A 20,455-nucleotide genomic window follows, 5' to 3' on the forward strand; every position below is an offset into this window, starting at 1 on the left:
GGCATGTTATGCTCCTCGTATGAACATCACCTTGCGCGCTACTACTCTGGCAGACACTGCCGCTCTTCCCGCCATCGAACGATCTGCGGGACAACGTTTTTTACGCATCCCCGAACTGGCGTGGATTGCTGAAGACCAGATGTTATCCGCTGCTCAGCATCGGGCTTTTGCCGCCGCTGGCATGAGCTGGCTGGCGCAGGTCGATGCGCTTCCGGTCGGTTTTTTGGTTGCCGAAACGCTGGGGTCATCGCTGTTTATTGCTGAACTGTCGCTGCATCTGGAGTGGCAGGGAAAAGGAATTGGCCGCAGATTGATTGAGTATGTTGCCGAACAGGCGCACGCGAAAGGTTATACGTCGCTCACGCTGACCACCTTCCGCGATGTGCCGTGGAATGCGCCATGGTACGCGCGACTGGGATTTGAAATGCTGGCTGACGAGACGCTGCCTGCAAAGTTGCGCCAGAAAAGAGAAGAGGAAGCGGCGCACGGACTGGCATTTGAATCGCGCTGCGCCATGCACCTGATGTTGCGCTAATTGCCCGATGGCGGCTACGCCTTATCGGGCCTACGTAACATTTCCGGTAAGCCTGATAAGCGGCAGCGCCATCCGGCAACCACGTATCTTTCCCCGTAGGCCGGATAAGCGGCAGCGCCATCCGGCAACCACGTAACTTTCCCGTAGGCCGGATAAGCGACAGCACCATTCGGCAACCACGTATCTTTCCCCGTAGGCCGGATAAGCGATAGCGCCATCCGGCAACCACGTATCTTTCCCCGTAGGCCGGATAAGCGGCAGCGCCATCCGGCAACCACGTAACTTTCCCGTAGGCCGGATAAGCGATAGCGCCATCCGGCATCACAGGCTTAGAACGTTTCCCAGTTATCCCCGGCATCCGTTACCGCGGCTTTGCGCGGCTGGACCGTTGAAACCGGTTTAGCGGCCGCAACGTCACGCGCGCGCTGTTGGTCATGCTGAATACGGAACACGGCAACGGCCTGAGTCAGGCGGCTGGCCTGCTCTTCCAGCGCCGCAGCGGCGGCAGCGGATTCTTCCACCAGCGAGGCGTTCTGCTGCGTCACGCGATCCATCTCGGCAACGGCCAGACCCACCTGGTCAATACCGCGGCTCTGTTCATCAGAAGCAGAGGCGATTTCACCCATGATATCGGTCACGCGGGTTACCGCATTGACGATCTCATCCATGGTTTCACCGGCGCTTTCTACCAGGGTTGAACCGACATCCACGCGGCTGACCGAGTCTTCAATCAGGCTCTTGATCTCGCGCGCGGCCTGCGCACTACGCTGGGCCAGGTTACGCACTTCACCCGCAACCACCGCAAATCCACGGCCCTGCTCGCCTGCACGGGCTGCTTCTACCGCGGCGTTGAGTGCCAGAATGTTAGTCTGGAAGGCAATGCCGTCGATGACGCTGATAATGTCGGCGATTTTCTGCGAACTGGACGCGATGTCACGCATGGTTTGCACCACGTTATCCACCACTTTGCCGCCTTTCTGCGCGGTTTCAGAAGCACTCAGCGCCAAATGGCTGGCCTGACGCGCGTTTTCGGCGTTCTGCTTCACGGTCGCCGTCAGCTGTTCCATGCTGGCTGCGGTTTCTTCCAGAGATGCAGCCTGCTGCTCGGTACGGGAGGAGAGATCGTTATTGCCCATCGCAATCTCGCTGGCCCCACTGTAAATCGCGTTGGCACCGTTACGCACGTCACCCACGGTATTCATCAGCTCACCTTGCATGTGACGCAGGCTTTCCGCCAGTTGCCCAATCTCGTTGGACCCTTCCACTTCAATACGTTTCACCAGGTCACCGCTGGCGATATGACGAATGCTGTCGATCAGACGGTTCATAGGAGAGATAAGGGTCAGCTTGATACCAAACCAGACCGCAATAATCGCCGCCAGTACGGTAATCAGCACGCAGATCAGCACCCACATCGCCTGGCTGTAAGAGCTGTTGTTATCTTCCACCGCGATGTCATACAAGCGATCATTCTGCTGCATGTAACTCATGTACTGCTTCTCAAAGCCATCCTGATAGCTCTGCGTCGGTTGATCAAAGAACGCGTTGATCTTCCCGTCACCCAGTAACTGGATCAGCTCCGCCAGCGCGCCGTGGTAGATGTCATAGGTGCGATTGATCTCCTGGAAAGCGGCTTCGCTTTGACGCGGATCGCGTGGGAGCGACTCGTAAATCGCCCAGTTTTTTTCCGTCAGCTTCAGCGCCGTACTCGCCACCTGCATCAGCTCGGCAACGGTCGCGCCGCTGCCGATATTGCTCTGATCCATCATGTAGCGAATGCCTGCCCGGTTCAGGGTGTTACGCGTTTGCAGCAGCTCAACCCAGGTGGCGTTCAGCGCAGACTGTTGCTGGCGAATGGTTTGCAGAACGGTAAAGTTCTCTTTGTCATTCTTAAGTGAGTTAAAAAACAAGCCGCCAGAGGCGAGCTGTAAAAGGCCAAATAGCGCCAATACCAGCAGTAAGCTGGTAACAATCTTCATTCGTTTTAACATGTTTTCTCTTTCCGCTAGACAGATGTCAGAATTTTCGGCCTGGAAAGGGAAAACTTTATGAAATTTGTGCTAGTTGAATCGATCTCAGCATCGACGATTCGTCGATCCACGCCGTCTGCCAAAGCGCTAAGCGGGTTTATTAGTGATCTCAATCACATAAATTTCCCCGTTCCCCCCGCAGTTTACCGCTCACTGACACTTGGGACCGCTTAAGCTGACATACAACCGCTCACTTATTTACCTTACTTTACGCGCGTAATTCTCTGGCAAGATCCCCCCAACATAGCAGTCAATTTACCTCCTCAAACACAAGATCAAACCCACGCGGCTTCGGCCAATTATTAATTAGATACCAGGTTTTACTATGGATACGAAAAAGATATTCAAGCACATACCCTGGGTGATTCTCGGAATCATCGGTGCATTCTGCCTCTCGGTAGTGGCATTACGTCGGGGTGAGCACATTAGTGCCCTGTGGATCGTTGTCGCCTCAGTTTCTGTTTATCTGGTGGCCTATCGTTACTACAGCCTGTACATCGCCCAAAAGGTGATGAAACTTGACCCAACGCGTGCCACGCCGGCGGTCATCAACAATGACGGTCTGAACTACGTTCCAACCAACCGTAACGTCTTGTTTGGTCACCACTTTGCCGCTATCGCAGGTGCTGGTCCGCTGGTTGGGCCGGTACTGGCTGCGCAGATGGGCTACCTGCCTGGTACGCTGTGGCTGCTGGCAGGCGTCGTGCTGGCCGGTGCGGTGCAGGACTTCATGGTACTGTTTATCTCTTCCCGCCGTAACGGTGCATCTCTGGGTGAGATGATCAAAGAAGAGATGGGCCCGATACCGGGAACCATTGCGCTGTTCGGCTGCTTCTTAATCATGATCATCATCCTCGCAGTACTGGCGTTGATCGTGGTAAAAGCGCTGGCGGAAAGCCCGTGGGGTGTGTTCACCGTCTGCTCAACCGTACCTATCGCGTTGTTCATGGGGATCTACATGCGATTCCTGCGACCGGGACGCGTGGGCGAAGTGTCGGTGATTGGTATTGTGCTGCTGGTTGCTTCTATCTACTTCGGCGGCGTGATTGCGCACGACCCATACTGGGGCCCGGCGCTGACCTTTAAAGACACCACCATTACCTTTACCCTGATCGGCTACGCATTTATCTCTGCGCTGCTGCCGGTATGGCTGATCCTCGCCCCGCGCGACTATCTGGCTACATTCCTGAAAATCGGCGTTATCGTCGGTCTGGCGGTGGGGATTGTTATCCTCAACCCGGAACTGAAAATGCCGGCAATGACGCAGTACGTTGATGGTACTGGCCCGCTGTGGAAAGGCGCTCTGTTCCCGTTCCTGTTCATCACCATCGCGTGTGGTGCGGTATCTGGCTTCCACGCGCTGATTGCTTCCGGCACCACACCGAAGCTGCTGGCCTGTGAAACCGACGCGCGCTTTATCGGTTACGGCGCGATGCTGATGGAATCCTTTGTCGCAATTATGGCGCTGGTTGCCGCGTCTATCATCGAACCAGGTCTGTACTTCGCGATGAACACCCCGCCTGCGGGCCTTGGCATCACCATGCCGAACCTGCATGAAATGAGCGGCGAAAACGCACCGCTGATTATGGCGCAGTTGAAAGACGTCACCGCACATGCGGCAGCGACCGTCAGCTCCTGGGGCTTCGTCATTTCGCCTGAGCAGATCCTGCAAACCGCGAAAGATATCGGTGAACCGTCCGTTCTGAACCGCGCAGGTGGCGCACCGACGCTGGCTGTTGGTATCGCTCACGTGTTCCACAAAGTGCTGCCGATGGCCGATATGGGCTTCTGGTACCACTTCGGTATTCTGTTCGAAGCGCTGTTCATCCTGACCGCACTGGATGCCGGTACCCGTTCTGGCCGCTTTATGCTGCAGGATTTACTGGGTAACTTCGTGCCGTTCCTGAAGAAAACCGACTCCCTGGTTGCGGGTATCATCGGTACTGCGGGCTGCGTAGGCCTGTGGGGTTACCTGCTGTATCAAGGCGTTGTTGACCCGCTGGGCGGCGTTAAGAGCCTGTGGCCGCTGTTCGGTATCTCTAACCAGATGCTGGCTGCCGTGGCACTGGTTCTCGGCACCGTGGTGCTGGTTAAAATGCAGCGCACCAAATACATCTGGGTTACCGTTGTTCCGGCAGTATGGCTGCTTATCTGCACCACCTGGGCGCTGGGTCTGAAACTGTTCAGCACCAACCCGCAGATGGAAGGCTTCTTCTTCATGGCGAATCAGTACAAAGAGAAGATTGCTAACGGCGGCGAACTGACCGCTCAGCAGATTGCCAATATGAACCATATCGTCGTCAACAACTACACCAACGCAGGTCTGAGTATTCTGTTCCTGGTGGTGGTGTACAGCATCATCTTCTACGGGTTCCGTACCTGGCAGAAAGCCCGCGCCATCAACGGTCGCTCTGATAAAGAGACACCGTATGTGCCGGTGCCGGAAGGCGGCGTGAAGACCTCTTCACATCACTAAGATGTATTCAGCCCCGCTCCGGCGGGGCTTTTCGCTTATCAGGATTGTTTATGTTTGGTACTTTAGGGCAAGCTAAAAAATATCTCGGTCAGGCGGCGAAGATGCTGATTGGCATTCCGGACTACGACAACTATGTCGAGCACATGAAGACCAACCATCCCGATAAGCCGTACATGACCTATGAAGAATTCTTCCGCGAGCGCCAGGAAGCCCGCTACGGTAGCGGCGGAAGCAGTTGCTGTTAGAAGGAGAAGTGAATGACCCCGATTGCAGTTACCCTACTCACCGGTTTTCTTGGCGCGGGTAAAACCACCCTGCTGCGCCATATTCTCAACGAGCAGCACGATTACAAGATTGCCGTTATCGAAAACGAATTCGGTGAAGTCTCGGTGGACGATCAGCTGATTGGCGATCGCGCCACGCAGATCAAAACCCTGACCAACGGCTGTATTTGCTGTACCCGCTCCAGTGAACTGGAAGACGCACTGTTAGATCTGCTCGACAACCTCGACAAAGGCGCCATCAATTTCGACCGTCTGGTGATCGAGTGCACCGGCATGGCCGACCCCGGCCCGATCATTCAGACCTTTTTCTCCCATGAAGTGATTTGCGAACGCTACCTGCTGGACGGCGTAATTGCGCTGGTTGACGCGGTACATGCCGACGAGCAGATGAACCAGTTCACCATCGCCCAGTCGCAGGTAGGCTACGCAGACCGGATCCTGCTGACCAAAACCGACGTCGCAGGTGAAAGCGAAAAACTGCGTGAGCGCCTGGCGCGCATCAACGCCCGTGCGCCGATTTACACCGTGACGCATGGTGATATCGACCTCTCCCTGCTGTTCGATACCAACGGTTTTATGCTGGAAGAGAACGTAGTCAGCGCCAAACCGCGCTTCCACTTTATCGCCGACAAGCAAAACGATATCTCCTCGATCGTCGTCGAGCTGGATTACCCGGTAAACATCAGCGACGTGTCGCGAGTGATGGAAAACCTGCTGCTGGAATCCGCCGAGAAGCTACTGCGCTACAAAGGTATGCTGTGGATTGAAGGCGAGCCAAACCGCCTGCTGTTCCAGGGCGTCCAGCGCCTGTACAGCGCCGACTGGGACCGCCCGTGGGGCGACGAGCAACCACACAGCCTGCTAGTGTTTATCGGCATTAACCTGCCGGAAGACGAGATCAGAGCCGCGTTTGCGGGATTGAAGAAGTAACTTTGCTATTTTGAATTATTCAGATTTACACATGCCATATAATATGGCATGTGTAAATCTTACACGGAGATTATACTAACCAAAGCTGTTTTAATTGAGACTTCATATTCTCATGTCTCCTTTTAAGCTCTGGCAAGCCCCATTCGGCTGATTTACATACATCTTTTGTAAGATCAAATGAACTTTTGCTATTCAATTTTTCATAAATAGATTTTTTCTTAATAAAATCAGAGTGCTGCGCCTCTGAATTTTTAGTACCGCTAATAAGAGTCAAGTTGCCTATTTTATGCAACCAGTAAACATGTTCATGTGGTTCAAATCGATTAATCCAATATTCATTCACCAAAGCCTGAGGGAGAATATGTTCAATAGTTATTCTTCCTGTATAAGTTTTAATTACACTTTCGTCTTGCTGTTCCATGTCAAGACGAAGTAAAATAGCTTTAATTAAATTAACCTGATTAGGCCTTGGTTCATATAAATCATCATCAAGTGCAGCAATAAACCCTTCATTATCCGCATGCTGATTAATTTGATTAATAATAGAAGAAAGAGGCAATCCATTATTTATGGCAACAAGCGCAGAATAACAAACCATCTCTCTTTGGCTTTTAATCTGTTTTTTTAACCAACCATGCATATATACTTTTTCAAAGCAGGTAATAAACTGAGAAAATTCTTCTAATGTAAACTCTTCTGTACGAACCATTCTGTTCAGGAAGGCTAAGGCAGGAGGGATCCATTCATCTACTCCAAGATTACTCAGGGAAGCTATTTTCCTTCGAATAGAAGAATGTTCAAAATCATTTTCCAGAATTTTAGAGTAATTTTTAGCAGAACTGACTAACATCAGCGACATCGCGATAGCATCGCCATCAAATTTTTCTTGTAAATTCTCAATAAAGGATTCAAATCCTTTTTGTAAAACCCTGTCACGATCTTTCTTCTCTGAAAGTTTGTGAAGTGTAAGAAACTTATCAAGCCTTCTAACACCAACCATATCCTCAATTTGGGACCATGCAGATTCAATTTGTTCAGATTTTTTATTATGTGCAGCCGCAGACTCAAAAAGCGCGTTTTTCAATAAATCTGCATTACTCAGAGGTAATCCCCGACTATTTAGAACATTAAATAACCGAAATGATGATGCAAAATCATCAGTTTGCACAAAGACTATATATACATTTTGTAATATATATTTAGCCAATAACTTCAACTCATCATCTGATAACTTCGCTAAGTAATCCCTAATGACTTCCGCATTACTAATAAAAACCAAATCAGTATCTGACGGTTTTTCTGGTTTATAATTCTTTAGGTCCTGAAGAATATAATACTTATAAAGTTCATACTCCTTCTTCCTGACAACTAGCCTCGGTTCTTCCGCTTCATCAGAATAGACATCAATTGGCAAAACTCTTTTTTGCAGATCGTCTTTAACACCTTGTATTGATATCTGTTTTTTCAGCTCAGACACAATAATACTAAGTGTTGTCAAACGTTGCTGCCCATCAACAACTTCATACTGATTCTGCCCTTTGTTGATGCAAATCATACTTCCTATAAAATATTCACGTTCTTCAGATTGAGAACTTTCATATATATCATCAATAAGCTGTTCTGCATTATCAACAGTCCAACTATAAGGTCGTTGATAAGAAGGAATAATGTATTTTTTGTTTTCGGTAAGGATATCCTGGACCTTACACTCTTTAGCTTCCATGTTCACATCCAAATTGATAGTTAATGGCTACATTATCTTTCCTGAACTACAGAAAGGCAACCTTAGAAAATTTGTATCTCTATGTTCTTCATGATTTTTATAACAACTGTCGAGCCAACATACCTCCCGTTATCAATGCATTCTAATGCGTTGATAAAATGCATAACATGCATTGTTTTATGTAAACTCATAACGAAATACCCACTCAAGTCATAGCCAGCTCCTTGATTTTAGGTAAAATCAGAACCATCCGATTCTATCGAGAGCGCCCAATGGCTGACCTGAACCTGAGTACCCTGACGGAAGCAGACATCATCACCAAATGCGTTATGCCCGCCATCCTTGATGCTGGCTGGAACGATACAACGCAAATCCGACAAGAGGTCAAACTCCGGGACGGTAAGGTCATTGTGCGCGGCAAAGTCGCGGCACGTAGAACGGTGAAATCTGCCGATATCGTGCTGTACCACAAATTAAACATGCCGCTGGCGGTGATCGAAGCCAAAGCCAATAAACATGAAATCGGCAAAGGCATTCAGCAGGCGCTGGGTTATGCCCACCTGCTGGACGTTCCCTTTGCGTTTGCTTCTAACGGCGATGGCTTTATCTTCCACGATAAAACGGCAACCGACGCGATTGAGCGAGAAATCACCCTCGACGAATTCCCAACGCCTGTTGAATTATGGCAAAAATACTGTCTCTGGAAAGGCTACACCGCCGCCCAGCTTCCGGTGATTACTCAGGACTACTACGACGACGGCAGTGGCAAAGCGCCGCGTTATTACCAGCTACAGGCCATCAATAAAACCATTGAAGCCGTTTCCGCCGGGCAAAACCGCGTTCTGCTGGTGATGGCGACCGGAACGGGGAAAACCTACACCGCCTTCCAGATAATCTGGCGCTTATGGAAAGCGAAAAGTAAAAAACGAATCCTGTTCCTCGCCGATCGCAACATTCTGGTCGATCAGACCAAAAACAACGACTTCCTGCCGTTTGGCACGGCGATGACCAAGGTCACCGGGCGCACCATCGATCCAGCCTTTGAAATCCACCTCGCGCTGTATCAGGCCATCACCGGCCCAGAAGAAGATCAAAAAGCCTTTAAACAGGTGGCCCCGGATTTCTTTGACCTGATTGTGATCGACGAATGCCATCGCGGCAGCGCCTCGGAAGATAGCGCGTGGCGCGAAATCCTCGACTACTTCAGCGCCGCCACGCAAATTGGCTTAACCGCCACGCCGAAAGAGACTCATGAAGTCTCCAGCACCGATTACTTCGGCGACCCGGTCTATATCTACTCGCTCAAAGAAGGCATCGAAGACGGCTTCCTTGCCCCTTATAAAGTGGTGCGCGTTGATATCGACGTTGATCTTCAGGGCTGGCGTCCCACCAAAGGCCAGACGGATAAAAACGGCGAGCTGATCGACGACCGTATCTACAACCAGAAAGATTTTGACCGCACGATGGTGATTGATGAGCGCACCGAACTGGTGGCGAAAACCATTACCGATTACCTTAAACGTACCAACCCGATGGATAAAACCATCATCTTCTGTAACGACATCGATCACGCGGAGCGCATGCGCCGCGCGCTGGTCAATCTCAACCCGGAACAGGTCAAAAAGAACGACAAGTACGTGATGAAAATCACCGGCGATGACGACATTGGCAAAGCCCAACTGGATAACTTTATTAACCCCAAAAAGGCCTATCCGGTTATCGCCACCACCTCCGAGCTGATGACCACCGGCGTCGACGCCAAGACCTGCAAACTGGTGGTGTTGGACCAAAACATTCAGTCGATGACTAAATTCAAGCAAATCATCGGTCGCGGCACCCGCATTGATGAACGCTACGGCAAGCTGTGGTTCACCATCCTCGATTTCAAAAAGGCCACCGAACTGTTCGCCGATGAGCGCTTCGACGGCATCCCGGAAAAGGTGATGGACACCACGCCGCAAGATATCGCCGACCCGGAGTCTGATTTTGAAGAACAGTTCGACGAGCACGAAGAAGAGACTGAAGATGACATCACCGGGGCCGATGAAGATCCCGCGCCGTATACCGTCACCGGCTCAGACGATGTCGGCCCGCTGCCGGAAGATGATGAAAACAAAGTGCGCAAGTTTCACGTCAACGGCGTGGCCGTGGGCGTGATTGCCCAGCGCGTACAGTATTACGATGCCGACGGCAAGCTGGTCACCGAATCCTTCAAAGATTACACCCGCAAAACGCTGCTCAAAGAGTACGCCTCGCTGGATGATTTCACCCGCAAATGGCAGGACGCCGAACGCAAAGAGGCCATCATCAAGGAACTGGAGCAGCAGGGGATCATCTGGGAAGTGCTGGCGGAAGAGGTCGGTAAAGAGCTCGACCCGTTCGACATGCTGTGCCACGTGGTGTATGGTCAGCCGCCGTTAACCCGCAAAGAGCGGGCGGAGAACGTGCGTAAACGCAACTACTTCACCAAATACTCCGACGCTGCGCAGGCGGTGCTGAATACGCTGCTGGATAAATACGCCGACGCGGGCGTGCAGGAAATAGAGAGTATTCAGGTGCTGAAGCTCAAGCCGTTCGACAGCATGGGTACGCTGCCGGAGATCATTAAAAGCGGATTCGGCGACCGTAACGGGTATAATCAGGCCATCAGCGAGCTGGAGAGCGAAATCTACCACTTACCGCCCCGCTCCGCGTAACCACTCCCCTTTTGCGCCTTCTGCTGCCACCGCGTAGCAGAAGGCCTTATTGTTAATGAAACATGGAACACATCATGTCAATCAGCTCAGTTATCAAATCCTTACAGGACATTATGCGCAAAGACGCTGGCGTGGACGGCGATGCGCAGCGTCTCGGCCAGCTCTCCTGGCTGCTGTTTCTGAAAATCTTTGACGCCCAGGAAGAGGCGCTAGAACTGGAGCAGGATAACTATCAGTACCCGATCCCGCAGCGCTACCTGTGGCGCACCTGGGCGGCAAACGCCGAGGGCATTACCGGCGATTCCCTGCTGGAGTTCGTCAACGACGACCTGTTCCCGGTGCTGAAAAACCTCACCGCCCCCATAGATAAAAACCCGCGCGGCTTTGTGGTCAGACAGGCGTTCAGCGATGCCTATAACTACATGAAAAACGGCACCCTGCTGCGTCAGGTGATCAACAAGCTCAACGAAATCGACTTCACCAGCGCCAGCGAGCGCCACCTGTTCGGCGACATTTACGAACAGATCCTCAAAGATCTGCAATCGGCGGGCAATGCCGGTGAGTTTTATACCCCGCGCGCCGTCACCCGCTTTATGGTCGATCGTGTCGATCCGAAGCTCGGCGAGTCGATTATGGACCCGGCCTGCGGCACCGGCGGCTTCCTCGCCTGCGCGTTCGATCACGTAAAAAACAACTACGTGCAGAGCGTGGCCGATCACCAGACGCTGCAACAGCAGATCCACGGCGTGGAGAAAAAACAGCTTCCGCACCTGCTGGCGACCACCAATATGTTGCTGCACGGCATCGAAGTGCCGGTGCAAATTCGTCACGACAACACCCTCAACAAGCCGCTGTCATCGTGGGATGAACAGCTGGATGTGATCGTCACCAACCCGCCGTTCGGCGGCACCGAAGAAGACGGCATCGAGAAGAACTTCCCGGCAGAAATGCAGACCCGCGAAACGGCGGACTTGTTCCTGCAACTGATTATTGAAGTGCTGGCGAAAAACGGCCGCGCGGCGGTGGTACTGCCGGACGGCACGCTGTTTGGCGAAGGCGTGAAAACCAAGATTAAAAAGCTGCTCACCGAGGAGTGCAACCTGCACACCATCGTGCGTCTGCCGAACGGCGTGTTTAACCCGTACACCGGGATCAAAACCAACCTGCTGTTCTTTACCAAAGGCCAGCCGACCAAAGACATCTGGTTCTACGAGCACCCGTACCCAGCGGGCGTGAAGAACTACAGTAAAACCAAGCCGATGAAGTTTGAAGAATTCCAGGCCGAGATCGACTGGTGGGGCAACGAGGCCGACGGCTTCGCCAGCCGCGTCGAGAACGAGCAGGCGTGGAAGGTCAGCATCGACGAGGTGATTGCCCGCAACTTTAACCTCGATATCAAGAACCCGCACCAGGCGGAAACCGTCAGCCACGATCCAGACGAACTGCTGGCGCAGTACGCGAAGCAGCAGCAGGAGATCCAGTCCCTGCGCCACCAGTTGCGCGATATCCTCGGCGCGGCGCTCTCCGGCAAGGAGGCCAACTGATGGCGGTGGAAAAACTGATTGTCGACCATATCGATACCTGGACCACGGCGCTGCAAATCCGCTCCACGGCCGGGCGCGGCAGTTCAGGTAAGATTGACCTGTACGGTATTAAGAAGCTACGCGAGCTGATTCTGGAGCTGGCGGTGCGCGGCAAGCTGGTACCGCAGGATCCGAACGACGAACCGGCGTCGGAGCTGCTGAAACGCATTGCGGCGGAAAAGGCCGAGCTGGTGAAGCAGGGGAAAATTAAAAAGCCCAAGCCGCTGCCGGAGATTAGCGAGGAGGAGAAACCGTTTGAGCTGCCGGAGGGGTGGGAGTGGGTGCGATTAAATGATGTTGCGGAATACATTCAACGAGGGAAAGGCCCAAAATATTCTGAACACGGCCATGTCAGAGTTGTATCGCAAAAATGTGTGCAATGGAATGGTTTCAAATTAGAACAATCCAGATGGATTACTGATGAATCAGTTGCTGCATATGCAGAAGAACGTTTTCTGAAAGATGGAGACATTCTTTGGAACTCAACTGGAGCAGGTGGTACTGCTGGTAGGGTTATTTACCTTCCAGCGGTTACGGAAAAACTCGTTGTTGACAGTCACGTGACGTTAATCAGAACAATTAAACAGAACGGGCAATTCATTTGTAACTATATATCTACTTATGGAATTCAGCAGCGCTTCGATCCAAAGCATCCAAATACGTTGCTTTCAGGAACAACAAACCAAGCGGAACTAAATGCTTCCGTCGTTACCTCTTTCATGACGCCTTTTCCACCTCAAAAGGAACAAGAAAGAATAAATAGCAAAGTCGCTGAAATTATGACCCTCTGCGACCAACTGGAACAGCACTCCCTGACCAGTCTGAACGCCCATCAACAGCTGGTTGAAACCCTGCTAACCACGCTAACCGACAGCCAGAACGCCGAAGAACTTGCCGAAAACTGGGCGCGTATCAGCGAGCATTTCGACACACTGTTTACCACCGAAGCCAGCATTGACACCTTAAAACAGACCATTCTGCAACTGGCGGTGATGGGCAAACTGGTGCCACAGGATCCGAACGATGAACCAGCCTCTGAACTACTCAAACGTATTGCGCAGGAAAAAGCGCAACTGGTAAAAGACGGGAAAATTAAAAAGCAAAAATCGTTGCCGCCGATTAGTAATGAGGAAAAACCGTTTGAACTGCCAGAAGGTTGGGTTTATTGCCGAATGGATGACTTATGTTCTGCAATTACTTCAGGCTCGACCCCAAGTAAAGAAATATTTTCTACCGATGACGGCATACCCTATTTAAAAGTATACAATATTAGAAATCAGCAGATTGACTTTAAATATCAGCCTCAATTTATTCAAAGACAATATCATTTCGAAAAAATGCAGCGTTCTATCCTATATCCTGGTGATGTCATTATGAATATCGTTGGACCACCTCTAGGGAAAATTGCTATCATTCCAGACTATTATCCTGAATGGAACTGTAATCAGGCGATTGTTTTATTTAGATTAATAAAAAAAGATCTAAATGAATATATATATACATACTTATTATCTGGTATTTTCCTAGATTTCATTGAATTAATTGGAACAGCGGGGCAAGACAATATATCAATTGCAAAAAGCAAGAATATTGTAATTCCATTACCGCCAATCTATGAGCAGAAAAAAATAGTTGAGAAACTTTCAGAAATTATGAATGTCATATCTGAACTAAAACACAAGATAAATATAACAAAGCAAACCCAACACCACCTGGCCGACGCTCTCACCGACGCCGCCATAAATTAACCCCCCCCCCCCCAGAAACCAATAAAGCGGCTAAATAGCCGCTTTATTCCCATCACCAGAAATAATCCATCCCCGCATCCACGCCCTTATTTTCATTCATTTTCAGCTGGACTTTCCTTCTATTCCCTGATGATATGTACAGGTATTTTTCGCAAGACGCCCGTGCTGCAACACGAGCGCCTCGCTAATCACAATCACTATTCACAGGAAATAGCCATCATGACTACCCCGCATTCTATTGCAGAATTCACCGATCCAGAAGTCTCCCCGGCAAATAATCGTCTGGGTACCGTCACTTATGCGAGTCGTTATCCGGATTACACGCATGTTCCGGCAATTATTATGAAAGGCCAGTGGCTGGAAGCCGCCGGTTTTACCACTGGCTGCAAATTCGATGTCAAAGTGATGCCTGGCTGCATTGTGCTGACGACAAAGCTGCCGGAGCCGGAAGAACCCGCGTTATTGCAGTCGCTGCGTCGGGTGTGCAAGCTGTCCGCGCGTAAGCAACAGCAGGTGCAGGAGTTTATCAACGTGATTTCGGCGAAGCCGCGCAAGCAGGGATAAATTCTCAGATGCCAGACGGCGCTAAAGTATAGATTCGCGTTTGTGCCGGGTGGTGGCTACGTCTTACCCGGCCTACATGTATTGTAATATCAACACGTTGTGTAGATCTCATGTAGGCCTGATAAGCGAAGCGCCATCAGGCGCTGATTTGTCATCAGCCCCACAGTTTCTGAGGAGCCGTTTGTTCAAGCCTTTAAGCGATAACTCAGGTCTCGCCATTTACATTGCCTTATTAAATGGAACAGAATTTTCGACAGTATTTATCATGACCGCAATACACCGTTTCCCTTCTGCCGTTTTGATCTTATACATTTCCCTGATGGAGTTAACAAATAGCTTATTCATTTCGTCTTCTGACTCAGGGAAAGAGGAAAATGCACATATCTGCTCAATAGTCAACAATGGTCTCTTATCGTTGAGAATAGCCAGAACACCGGCTGGATTATGTGGAATGGCTTCAGATACCGCCCCCTGCAAATCTTCCGCAGTACTGGCATCAACTCCAGGTTCCAAAGCACTTGCCACCGTTAACCAGCCATTATTACCTTTGCTAATTTCAGGAATGATATGGTTCCACCATTCTGATTCATTGTCATGATAAAGTGTGTGTACAACAGCATTTGCTCCTTTTTCATTTATCATCTGCAGAAGCTGAGGTGCAGTATGCTCTGCAGCGCAGGAGGCACCCGAAAGCATAAATAGAAAGAAGATAATAATAAATTTCATTATCTTACCACCAAAATTGTATCACCCGAATCGTAAATGGTTTGGCGCTTATCTTGTCCATTCATAATGATACACCCTGCAGATGCCGTTCCCGGTGGCTGCCCTTTTTTATCGCCATGAATTTCGAAATGATCTCTGCCAAAAGTATTGGTCCCTGCAATAGGTTCAAGGATGATAGCGGAGGGGCTTTTGTGATTATTCCATCCTGCAATAAAATAAATACCTCGAGGAATGGGGCCCTTGTTACGTATGTGTTCACAGTTCGGTTTATCCTTTGATTCACCGGCACCACTGTAGCAATAAGCAATTAACTCACCGTTATGGCTCAGTATACCTGTCGATACTTTATATTCCCATGTCATATGGATTTATACCCTTTAAAATATAATAATCACACCCATCATATTTAATCGTAAAAATATATTTATTTATAAGGTCACAATTATTAAAATTCAGAATATTTATAATTTATATATTTTTATTTCTCGAACAAATAAATTGTATTCTGAAGAATTTGAGAACGGTGAAATAGCAGGCAATTTGAAAACGCCCGGTGGCGCTACGCTTACCGGGCCTACAAATGGCACTTTCCCGTAGGCCGGATCAGGCGCAGCCGCCATCCGGCACTCACTGCCCATTCACTCGGTAATCACAAACCGCGTCGCGGCAAAGCAGTTCAAAACCCGGTGCACCAGAAATACCATGGTGAGCGTTGCCACCAGCGCGACGGTGACGGAAGTGATACGGTACAGATCGCTGAATACCAGGTCCTGATCCGGGTGCAGGTTCTGGCCAAACATAATGCCGATAGTAGTGATACTGGCAAAACCCACGCCCGCGCCGACTTTTTCCATTACGTGCAGGCGGGCGCTGAACGCCAGCCCGAGGCCAATCAGCGGCATCATCAGCACCATATGGTTGCTGAAATCATAGATAAGCAGTTGCACCAGCAGAATATACAGGCAGGCCAGCACCACGCCGACCACGCGCCAAATCGAGCTGATCACAGCGCCACGGTAGTGCATCGGAAACAGGATCAAAATGCCGGCCATCAGCGCCGACAGCGAATCACTCAAATCGCAGATCTGGAAGACCACAAAAATCATCGTCGCCACCGTGCCGGAAAGCAGCGATTCATGGCGCACCCGGGCGGCATCTTTCTCAATGCGCGGCGGCGGCTGACGGGGTTCCACGTCCGGGATCAGATAATGCAGCAGTGCGCTCAGCGCCACCGCCATGACGCAGGCTTCCATATTGGAGAACATCAACGTATGCCAGTTGGTGGTGGGATAGCTCATAAAGTTGAGCATCGTGCTCTGGCACACCACACCCATTGATCCGAGCAGAAACAGCGGGCCTTTGCTCATAAAACGAAAACGCATCACGTACAGGCCGAACACCACCAGCGTCATAATCAGCGGCCACTGTGAGAAATAGCCGACGATCAGCACCATTTCGACACAGTTCACCGCCGCGCTGAACACGAACTGTGTTGCCACATGGCGGTTGAATACCGGTACCAGCGACAGCAGCATCAGCGGATAAACCACAAAGAACACGCCGTACTGCACGTTGTAGAAGGTCGAGATACTCAGCGCGATTGTCCCGGCAACGGAGATACGCAGGGTCTGGCGAAAATCATTGGCGGTGTAGACAATATTCCCGTGCGGCGTAAAGACGTGGGCCAGCGTGTTAATAGACATAATGTAGCCAGCTGACGAGGTGGATCTGCGCCCCGGCAAAGGTGCGGGCGAACACGCCCTGGCTGTTATACAGCTGTACCGTAGCGCGCGCCCCGGTCGGTAAAGACGTGTCGAGCGGTTCGTTCAGCGCGACGTGAATGCGCATACGCTGGGCATCTCGCACCCAGCGGGTAGACTGTTCCGGTTGCGACAACTGGCCATTAACCTGCTCCTGCCCCGCCAGAATACCGGCATCGCTGCTGGTGACGCGGGCAGAGAAAACCTTGCCCGGCAAGGCATCGAACACCACGGCGGCATCGGTATTCACGCGAGTGTGGCGCAGACTTTTCTCGCGAAAGTCGGCCACGATATCGGTCTGATGGCTGACCAGCGCCAGCAGCGGCGTGGCCGCGGTGGCGTAAAGCCCTGGGCTAAGCTGGAGATTACTCACCGTACCGTCGGTCTGGGCATATACTTTGCTCCAGCCGAGGTTCAGCTGCGCCTCTTCCAGCGTGTTACGGTATTTTTGCAGCGTTACGTTACGTTTGTCATCGCGCTCGCCGCGCTGGATCAGCAGGTTCTGAATACTGGCATTCAGCGCCGCCACCGACTGCTCGCTGGTTTGCCAGGCAGTACGCACCTTGTCGAGATCGGATTGCGACACATTCTGCATGGCGCTCAGGCGCTGATAGCGGTCTAAGGTGGTCTTATCGTTGCGGGCGTTGAATTGCGCGGTGCGCAGGTTGGCGCGGGCAGAGACGATCTGCGCATCCAGCTGTTGGTTACTCAGCTTCGCCTGCTCAAGGGCAATTTGCGCAGCCTCGACCTTATTGATAAATGGCGTCGGATCCAGTTCGTACAGCAAATCGCCCTTCTTCACCTGGCTATTATTGTGTACATGCACCTGCGAGACGTAGCCGGAAACGCGTGAGGAAACAGGCGTTACCACGCGCATCACCGTGGAGTCCGGCGTCAGCGGGATCCAGATATCGGCAACGATAAACCAGGCGAATATTACCAGGAAAGCGGCAATACTCCCCCTTACCCAATGGGCAAATTTTTGTTCTGGGGTCATCATAGTTTTTTAGTGTTGATTGTCTTCTTCGCGGATTGTCCGCAGATTGCAGGCGATTTGATTGAGCGTGGCGCTGAAGGAAGCGAGTTCCGCCTCAGGGATGGTGCAGGTGACGCGATGTTGGTATGTCTCTATCACCCGGTTGAGTTCGTCCAGCCTTGCGCGGCCTTGCGCGGTCAGCGCCAGCAGGCGGATGCGTTTGTCATAGGGCGATGTGGAACGCAGCAGATAGCCCTGCTTTTCCAGCTGCGAGAGGGTGCGCATCAGCGGCGGCAGTTCGATGCCCTGCATTTGTGCCAGTTCACTGACTGAGACGTTGTCTCCCAGTTGATACAGTTGCATCAGTACCGTCCAGCTGGACTGCGTCAGGCCAGTATCGGTGATGGCAGCATCAATAATGGCCCGCCACTGGCGCACCACCATTGCCATGCGCATCCCCATCGGGCGGCGGGCAAACAGTTCATCTTCAGTCATCTTACTTTCCTCTCATCGCTGAAGAGAAAATAATACTTATCAGGATAAGTATCAAGAAACGGACTAACCAGAAGCATGAATTGATAAATATTGTGAATGTAAAAGAGGCGGGGCGATACCCCCCAGCCTCTGTCGATGAAAGAAAATCACTCCACCTGATCGCGTCGCAGCCCGACGTCCCGCAGCCGCTCATCGCTCATCTGTTGCAATAGGCGCCGCGTTTGCGCTCGCAGCCGCCACGCCTTGTATGCCCGCCAGATCAGTACAAACCCAATAAACGGCTGTTTTGCTTTATTCTCGTGAAATTCCATACCTTGCCTCCCCGCCTTGCCAGAGGCTTTATCTTCACGGATCTGGCCTAAAACAATACAGACTCACAAAGTACTTTTATTTAACATACAGATTGGTTAAAAAGAGTTCTGTATCGCTTTTTTCACACCAATCTGTACTGATTTTTTAATCTGTATGGTACCCATGATGGATACAGCATGACGCGTTACCAACATCTGGCCAATCTGCTGGCCGAACGCATTGAGCAAGGGCTGTATCGCCATGGCGAAAAACTGCCCTCGGTACGCAGCCTGAGCCAGGAGCATGGGGTCAGCATCAGCACCGTCCAGCAGGCGTATCAGACGCTGGAACAGCGCCAGCTGATCACGCCCCAGCCACGTTCCGGTTATTTTGTCGCGCCACAAAAAGCGCAGCCACCCTTGCCACCGATGTCGCGTCCGGTACAGCGTCCGGTCGAAATAACCCAGTGGGATCAGGTGCTGGATATGCTAAAGGGCAACGCGGACAAATCGATAATCCCGTTTAGCAGCGGCGTGCCCGATATTAATCAACCCAGCCTGAAGCCGCTGTGGCGCGAGCTCAGCCGCGTGGCACAGCACAACCTGCGCGCGATACTGGGCTACGATGAAATCTCCGGATGCCGTGAACTGCGTCAGCAGATTGCGCGGCTGATGCTGGACGGCGGTTCGGTGGTCAATGCAGATGATATTGTGATCACCAGCGGCAGTCAGAGCGGAATGTCGCTGGCGCTGCTGACGGTCTGCCAGCCCGGAGATATTGTCGCCGTTGAATCACCGGCCTACTACGGCACGATGCAGCTACTGCGCGGCTTAGGGATCAAGGTGATTGAGATCCCAACCGATCCGGATACCGGGATCAGCATTGAAGCGCTGGAGCTGGCGCTGGATCAGTGGCCGATCAAAGGTGTGCTGCTGGTTCCCAACTGCAACAACCCGCTCGGATTCATTATGCCGGATGCGCGTAAACGGGCGGTGCTCGCCCTCGCCCAGCGTCACGACATCGTCATTTTTGAAGACGATGTGTATGGCGAGCTGGCCACAGAGTACCCGCGCCCGCGCACGATCCACTCCTGGGACAGCGACGGCCGCGTAATACTCTGCAGTTCGTTTACCAAATCCGTCGCCCCCGGTCTGCGCGTGGGTTGGGTGGTGCCCGGTCGCTATTACAACAAGCTGCTGCACATGAAGTACGCCGTCATTGGAACTAACGTTCCCGCTACGCAACTGGCAGCGGCTTCCTTTGTGCGCGAAGGTCATTATCATCGACATATTCGTCGTATGCGCCAGATTTATCAGCGCAATATGGAGATCTACACCTGCTGGGTACGGGAATACTTCCCCTGCGGGATCTGCGTCACCCGACCGAAAGGCGGCTTTATGCTGTGGGTCGAGCTGCCGCTCCAGGTTGATATGGTCTGTGTCGCTAAGCAGCTCTGTCGCCTCAAAATCCAGGTTGCACCGGGTTCTCTGTTCTCCGCATCGGGTAAGTATCGCAACTGTGTGCGCATCAACTGCGCATTGCCGCCAAACGATAAGCATCGGGAAGTAATGCAGAAGCTCGGAGAGGCGGTAAAAACGGCAATAGAGTAGATCGAGCTGCCCGGCGCTTCCAGGCAGG

The 20,455-nt window shown here is 51.6% G+C and carries 17 protein-coding genes; 9 read left to right on the forward strand and 8 right to left on the reverse strand.

Translation table 11 applies throughout. The features are described from left to right. Nucleotides 1–19 precede the first annotated feature (19 nt). Entirely contained in the window at nucleotides 20–535 is a 516-nt protein-coding gene (locus tag OGX97_RS04995) for a GNAT family N-acetyltransferase (RefSeq protein WP_252430361.1), read from the forward strand. Between the two features lie 329 nt (nucleotides 536–864). Here the strand turns inward: OGX97_RS04995 and tsr are convergent, their stop codons facing one another. After that, on the reverse strand, nucleotides 865–2,526 hold the full coding sequence (tsr, locus tag OGX97_RS05000) for a methyl-accepting chemotaxis protein (protein WP_048227144.1): 1,662 nt from the start codon (nucleotides 2,524–2,526) through the stop codon (nucleotides 865–867). A 364-nt stretch (nucleotides 2,527–2,890) separates the two neighbouring features. Between tsr and btsT the strand changes: the two genes are divergently transcribed. The 3 genes from btsT to yjiA are packed head-to-tail and all read left to right on the forward strand — an operon-like array spanning nucleotide 2,891 to nucleotide 6,255. Next, nucleotides 2,891–5,041 (forward strand): pyruvate/proton symporter BtsT, encoded by a 2,151-nt coding sequence (gene btsT, locus OGX97_RS05005; RefSeq protein WP_003830033.1) that lies wholly within the window; start codon nucleotides 2,891–2,893, stop codon nucleotides 5,039–5,041. A gap of 50 nt (nucleotides 5,042–5,091) precedes the next feature. Beyond that, nucleotides 5,092–5,286, forward strand: a complete 195-nt coding sequence (locus tag OGX97_RS05010) for a YbdD/YjiX family protein (protein ID WP_003830038.1) — start codon at nucleotides 5,092–5,094, stop codon at nucleotides 5,284–5,286. 12 nt (nucleotides 5,287–5,298) lie between these two features. Next, nucleotides 5,299–6,255 carry a GTPase gene (gene yjiA / locus OGX97_RS05015; RefSeq protein ID WP_279850928.1) on the forward strand — a complete coding sequence of 319 codons (957 nt, stop codon included), beginning with the start codon at nucleotides 5,299–5,301 and terminating at the stop codon, nucleotides 6,253–6,255. 70 nt (nucleotides 6,256–6,325) lie between these two features. On the opposite strand, the gene OGX97_RS05020 is transcribed toward yjiA, so the two are convergent. Next, nucleotides 6,326–7,978: a DUF262 domain-containing protein gene (locus tag OGX97_RS05020; RefSeq protein WP_234692574.1), complete on the reverse strand. Its 1,653-nt coding sequence runs from the start codon at nucleotides 7,976–7,978 to the stop codon at nucleotides 6,326–6,328. A 272-nt stretch (nucleotides 7,979–8,250) separates the two neighbouring features. Here OGX97_RS05020 and hsdR point away from each other — a divergent pair, with 272 nt between their 5' ends. From hsdR to symE, 4 genes are all read left to right on the forward strand, one after another. Further along, nucleotides 8,251–10,674 (forward strand): EcoAI/FtnUII family type I restriction enzme subunit R, encoded by a 2,424-nt coding sequence (hsdR, locus tag OGX97_RS05025; RefSeq protein WP_234692575.1) that lies wholly within the window; start codon nucleotides 8,251–8,253, stop codon nucleotides 10,672–10,674. Nucleotides 10,675–10,748: 74 nt separating this feature from the next. After that, entirely contained in the window at nucleotides 10,749–12,218 is a 1,470-nt protein-coding gene (locus OGX97_RS05030; protein WP_279850929.1) for an N-6 DNA methylase, read from the forward strand. Then, nucleotides 12,218–14,005, forward strand: coding sequence for a restriction endonuclease subunit S (locus OGX97_RS05035; protein ID WP_286591952.1), 1,788 nt, complete (start codon nucleotides 12,218–12,220; stop codon nucleotides 14,003–14,005). The genes OGX97_RS05030 and OGX97_RS05035 overlap by 1 nt, the downstream gene beginning before the upstream one ends. A 219-nt stretch (nucleotides 14,006–14,224) precedes the next feature. Then, a complete protein-coding gene (gene symE / locus OGX97_RS05040) occupies nucleotides 14,225–14,569 on the forward strand; it encodes an endoribonuclease SymE (protein WP_279851001.1) in 345 nt (114 codons plus the stop codon). A gap of 219 nt (nucleotides 14,570–14,788) precedes the next feature. On the opposite strand, the gene OGX97_RS05045 is transcribed toward symE, so the two are convergent. From OGX97_RS05045 to OGX97_RS05070, 6 genes are all read right to left on the reverse strand, one after another. Further along, complete coding sequence (locus OGX97_RS05045) at nucleotides 14,789–15,295, reverse strand: hypothetical protein (protein WP_198802641.1); 507 nt, start codon at nucleotides 15,293–15,295, stop codon at nucleotides 14,789–14,791. Further along, the gene (locus OGX97_RS05050; protein ID WP_087857426.1) at nucleotides 15,295–15,657 is read right to left on the reverse strand and encodes a tlde1 domain-containing protein; all 363 of its coding nucleotides are present in this window, start codon (nucleotides 15,655–15,657) and stop codon (nucleotides 15,295–15,297) included. Before OGX97_RS05050 ends, OGX97_RS05045 begins: the two co-directional genes overlap by 1 nt. A gap of 276 nt (nucleotides 15,658–15,933) precedes the next feature. After that, nucleotides 15,934–16,998 (reverse strand): DUF2955 domain-containing protein, encoded by a 1,065-nt coding sequence (locus tag OGX97_RS05055; protein WP_235125548.1) that lies wholly within the window; start codon nucleotides 16,996–16,998, stop codon nucleotides 15,934–15,936. Then, complete coding sequence (locus OGX97_RS05060) at nucleotides 16,988–18,055, reverse strand: HlyD family secretion protein (RefSeq protein WP_279851000.1); 1,068 nt, start codon at nucleotides 18,053–18,055, stop codon at nucleotides 16,988–16,990. The genes OGX97_RS05055 and OGX97_RS05060 overlap by 11 nt, the downstream gene beginning before the upstream one ends. A 6-nt stretch (nucleotides 18,056–18,061) precedes the next feature. After that, nucleotides 18,062–18,526 carry a MarR family winged helix-turn-helix transcriptional regulator gene (locus tag OGX97_RS05065; protein WP_111466167.1) on the reverse strand — a complete coding sequence of 155 codons (465 nt, stop codon included), beginning with the start codon at nucleotides 18,524–18,526 and terminating at the stop codon, nucleotides 18,062–18,064. Between the two features lie 146 nt (nucleotides 18,527–18,672). After that, complete coding sequence (locus OGX97_RS05070) at nucleotides 18,673–18,837, reverse strand: DUF1127 domain-containing protein (RefSeq protein ID WP_003019180.1); 165 nt, start codon at nucleotides 18,835–18,837, stop codon at nucleotides 18,673–18,675. Nucleotides 18,838–19,014: 177 nt separating this feature from the next. Here OGX97_RS05070 and OGX97_RS05075 point away from each other — a divergent pair, with 177 nt between their 5' ends. Then, complete coding sequence (locus OGX97_RS05075) at nucleotides 19,015–20,427, forward strand: aminotransferase-like domain-containing protein (RefSeq protein WP_235125568.1); 1,413 nt, start codon at nucleotides 19,015–19,017, stop codon at nucleotides 20,425–20,427. Nucleotides 20,428–20,455: the final 28 nt, after the last annotated feature.

It is taken from the genome of Citrobacter sp. Cpo061, assembly GCF_030332845.1.
In the GTDB taxonomy this organism is placed as follows: Bacteria; Pseudomonadota; Gammaproteobacteria; order Enterobacterales; family Enterobacteriaceae; genus Citrobacter; species Citrobacter portucalensis.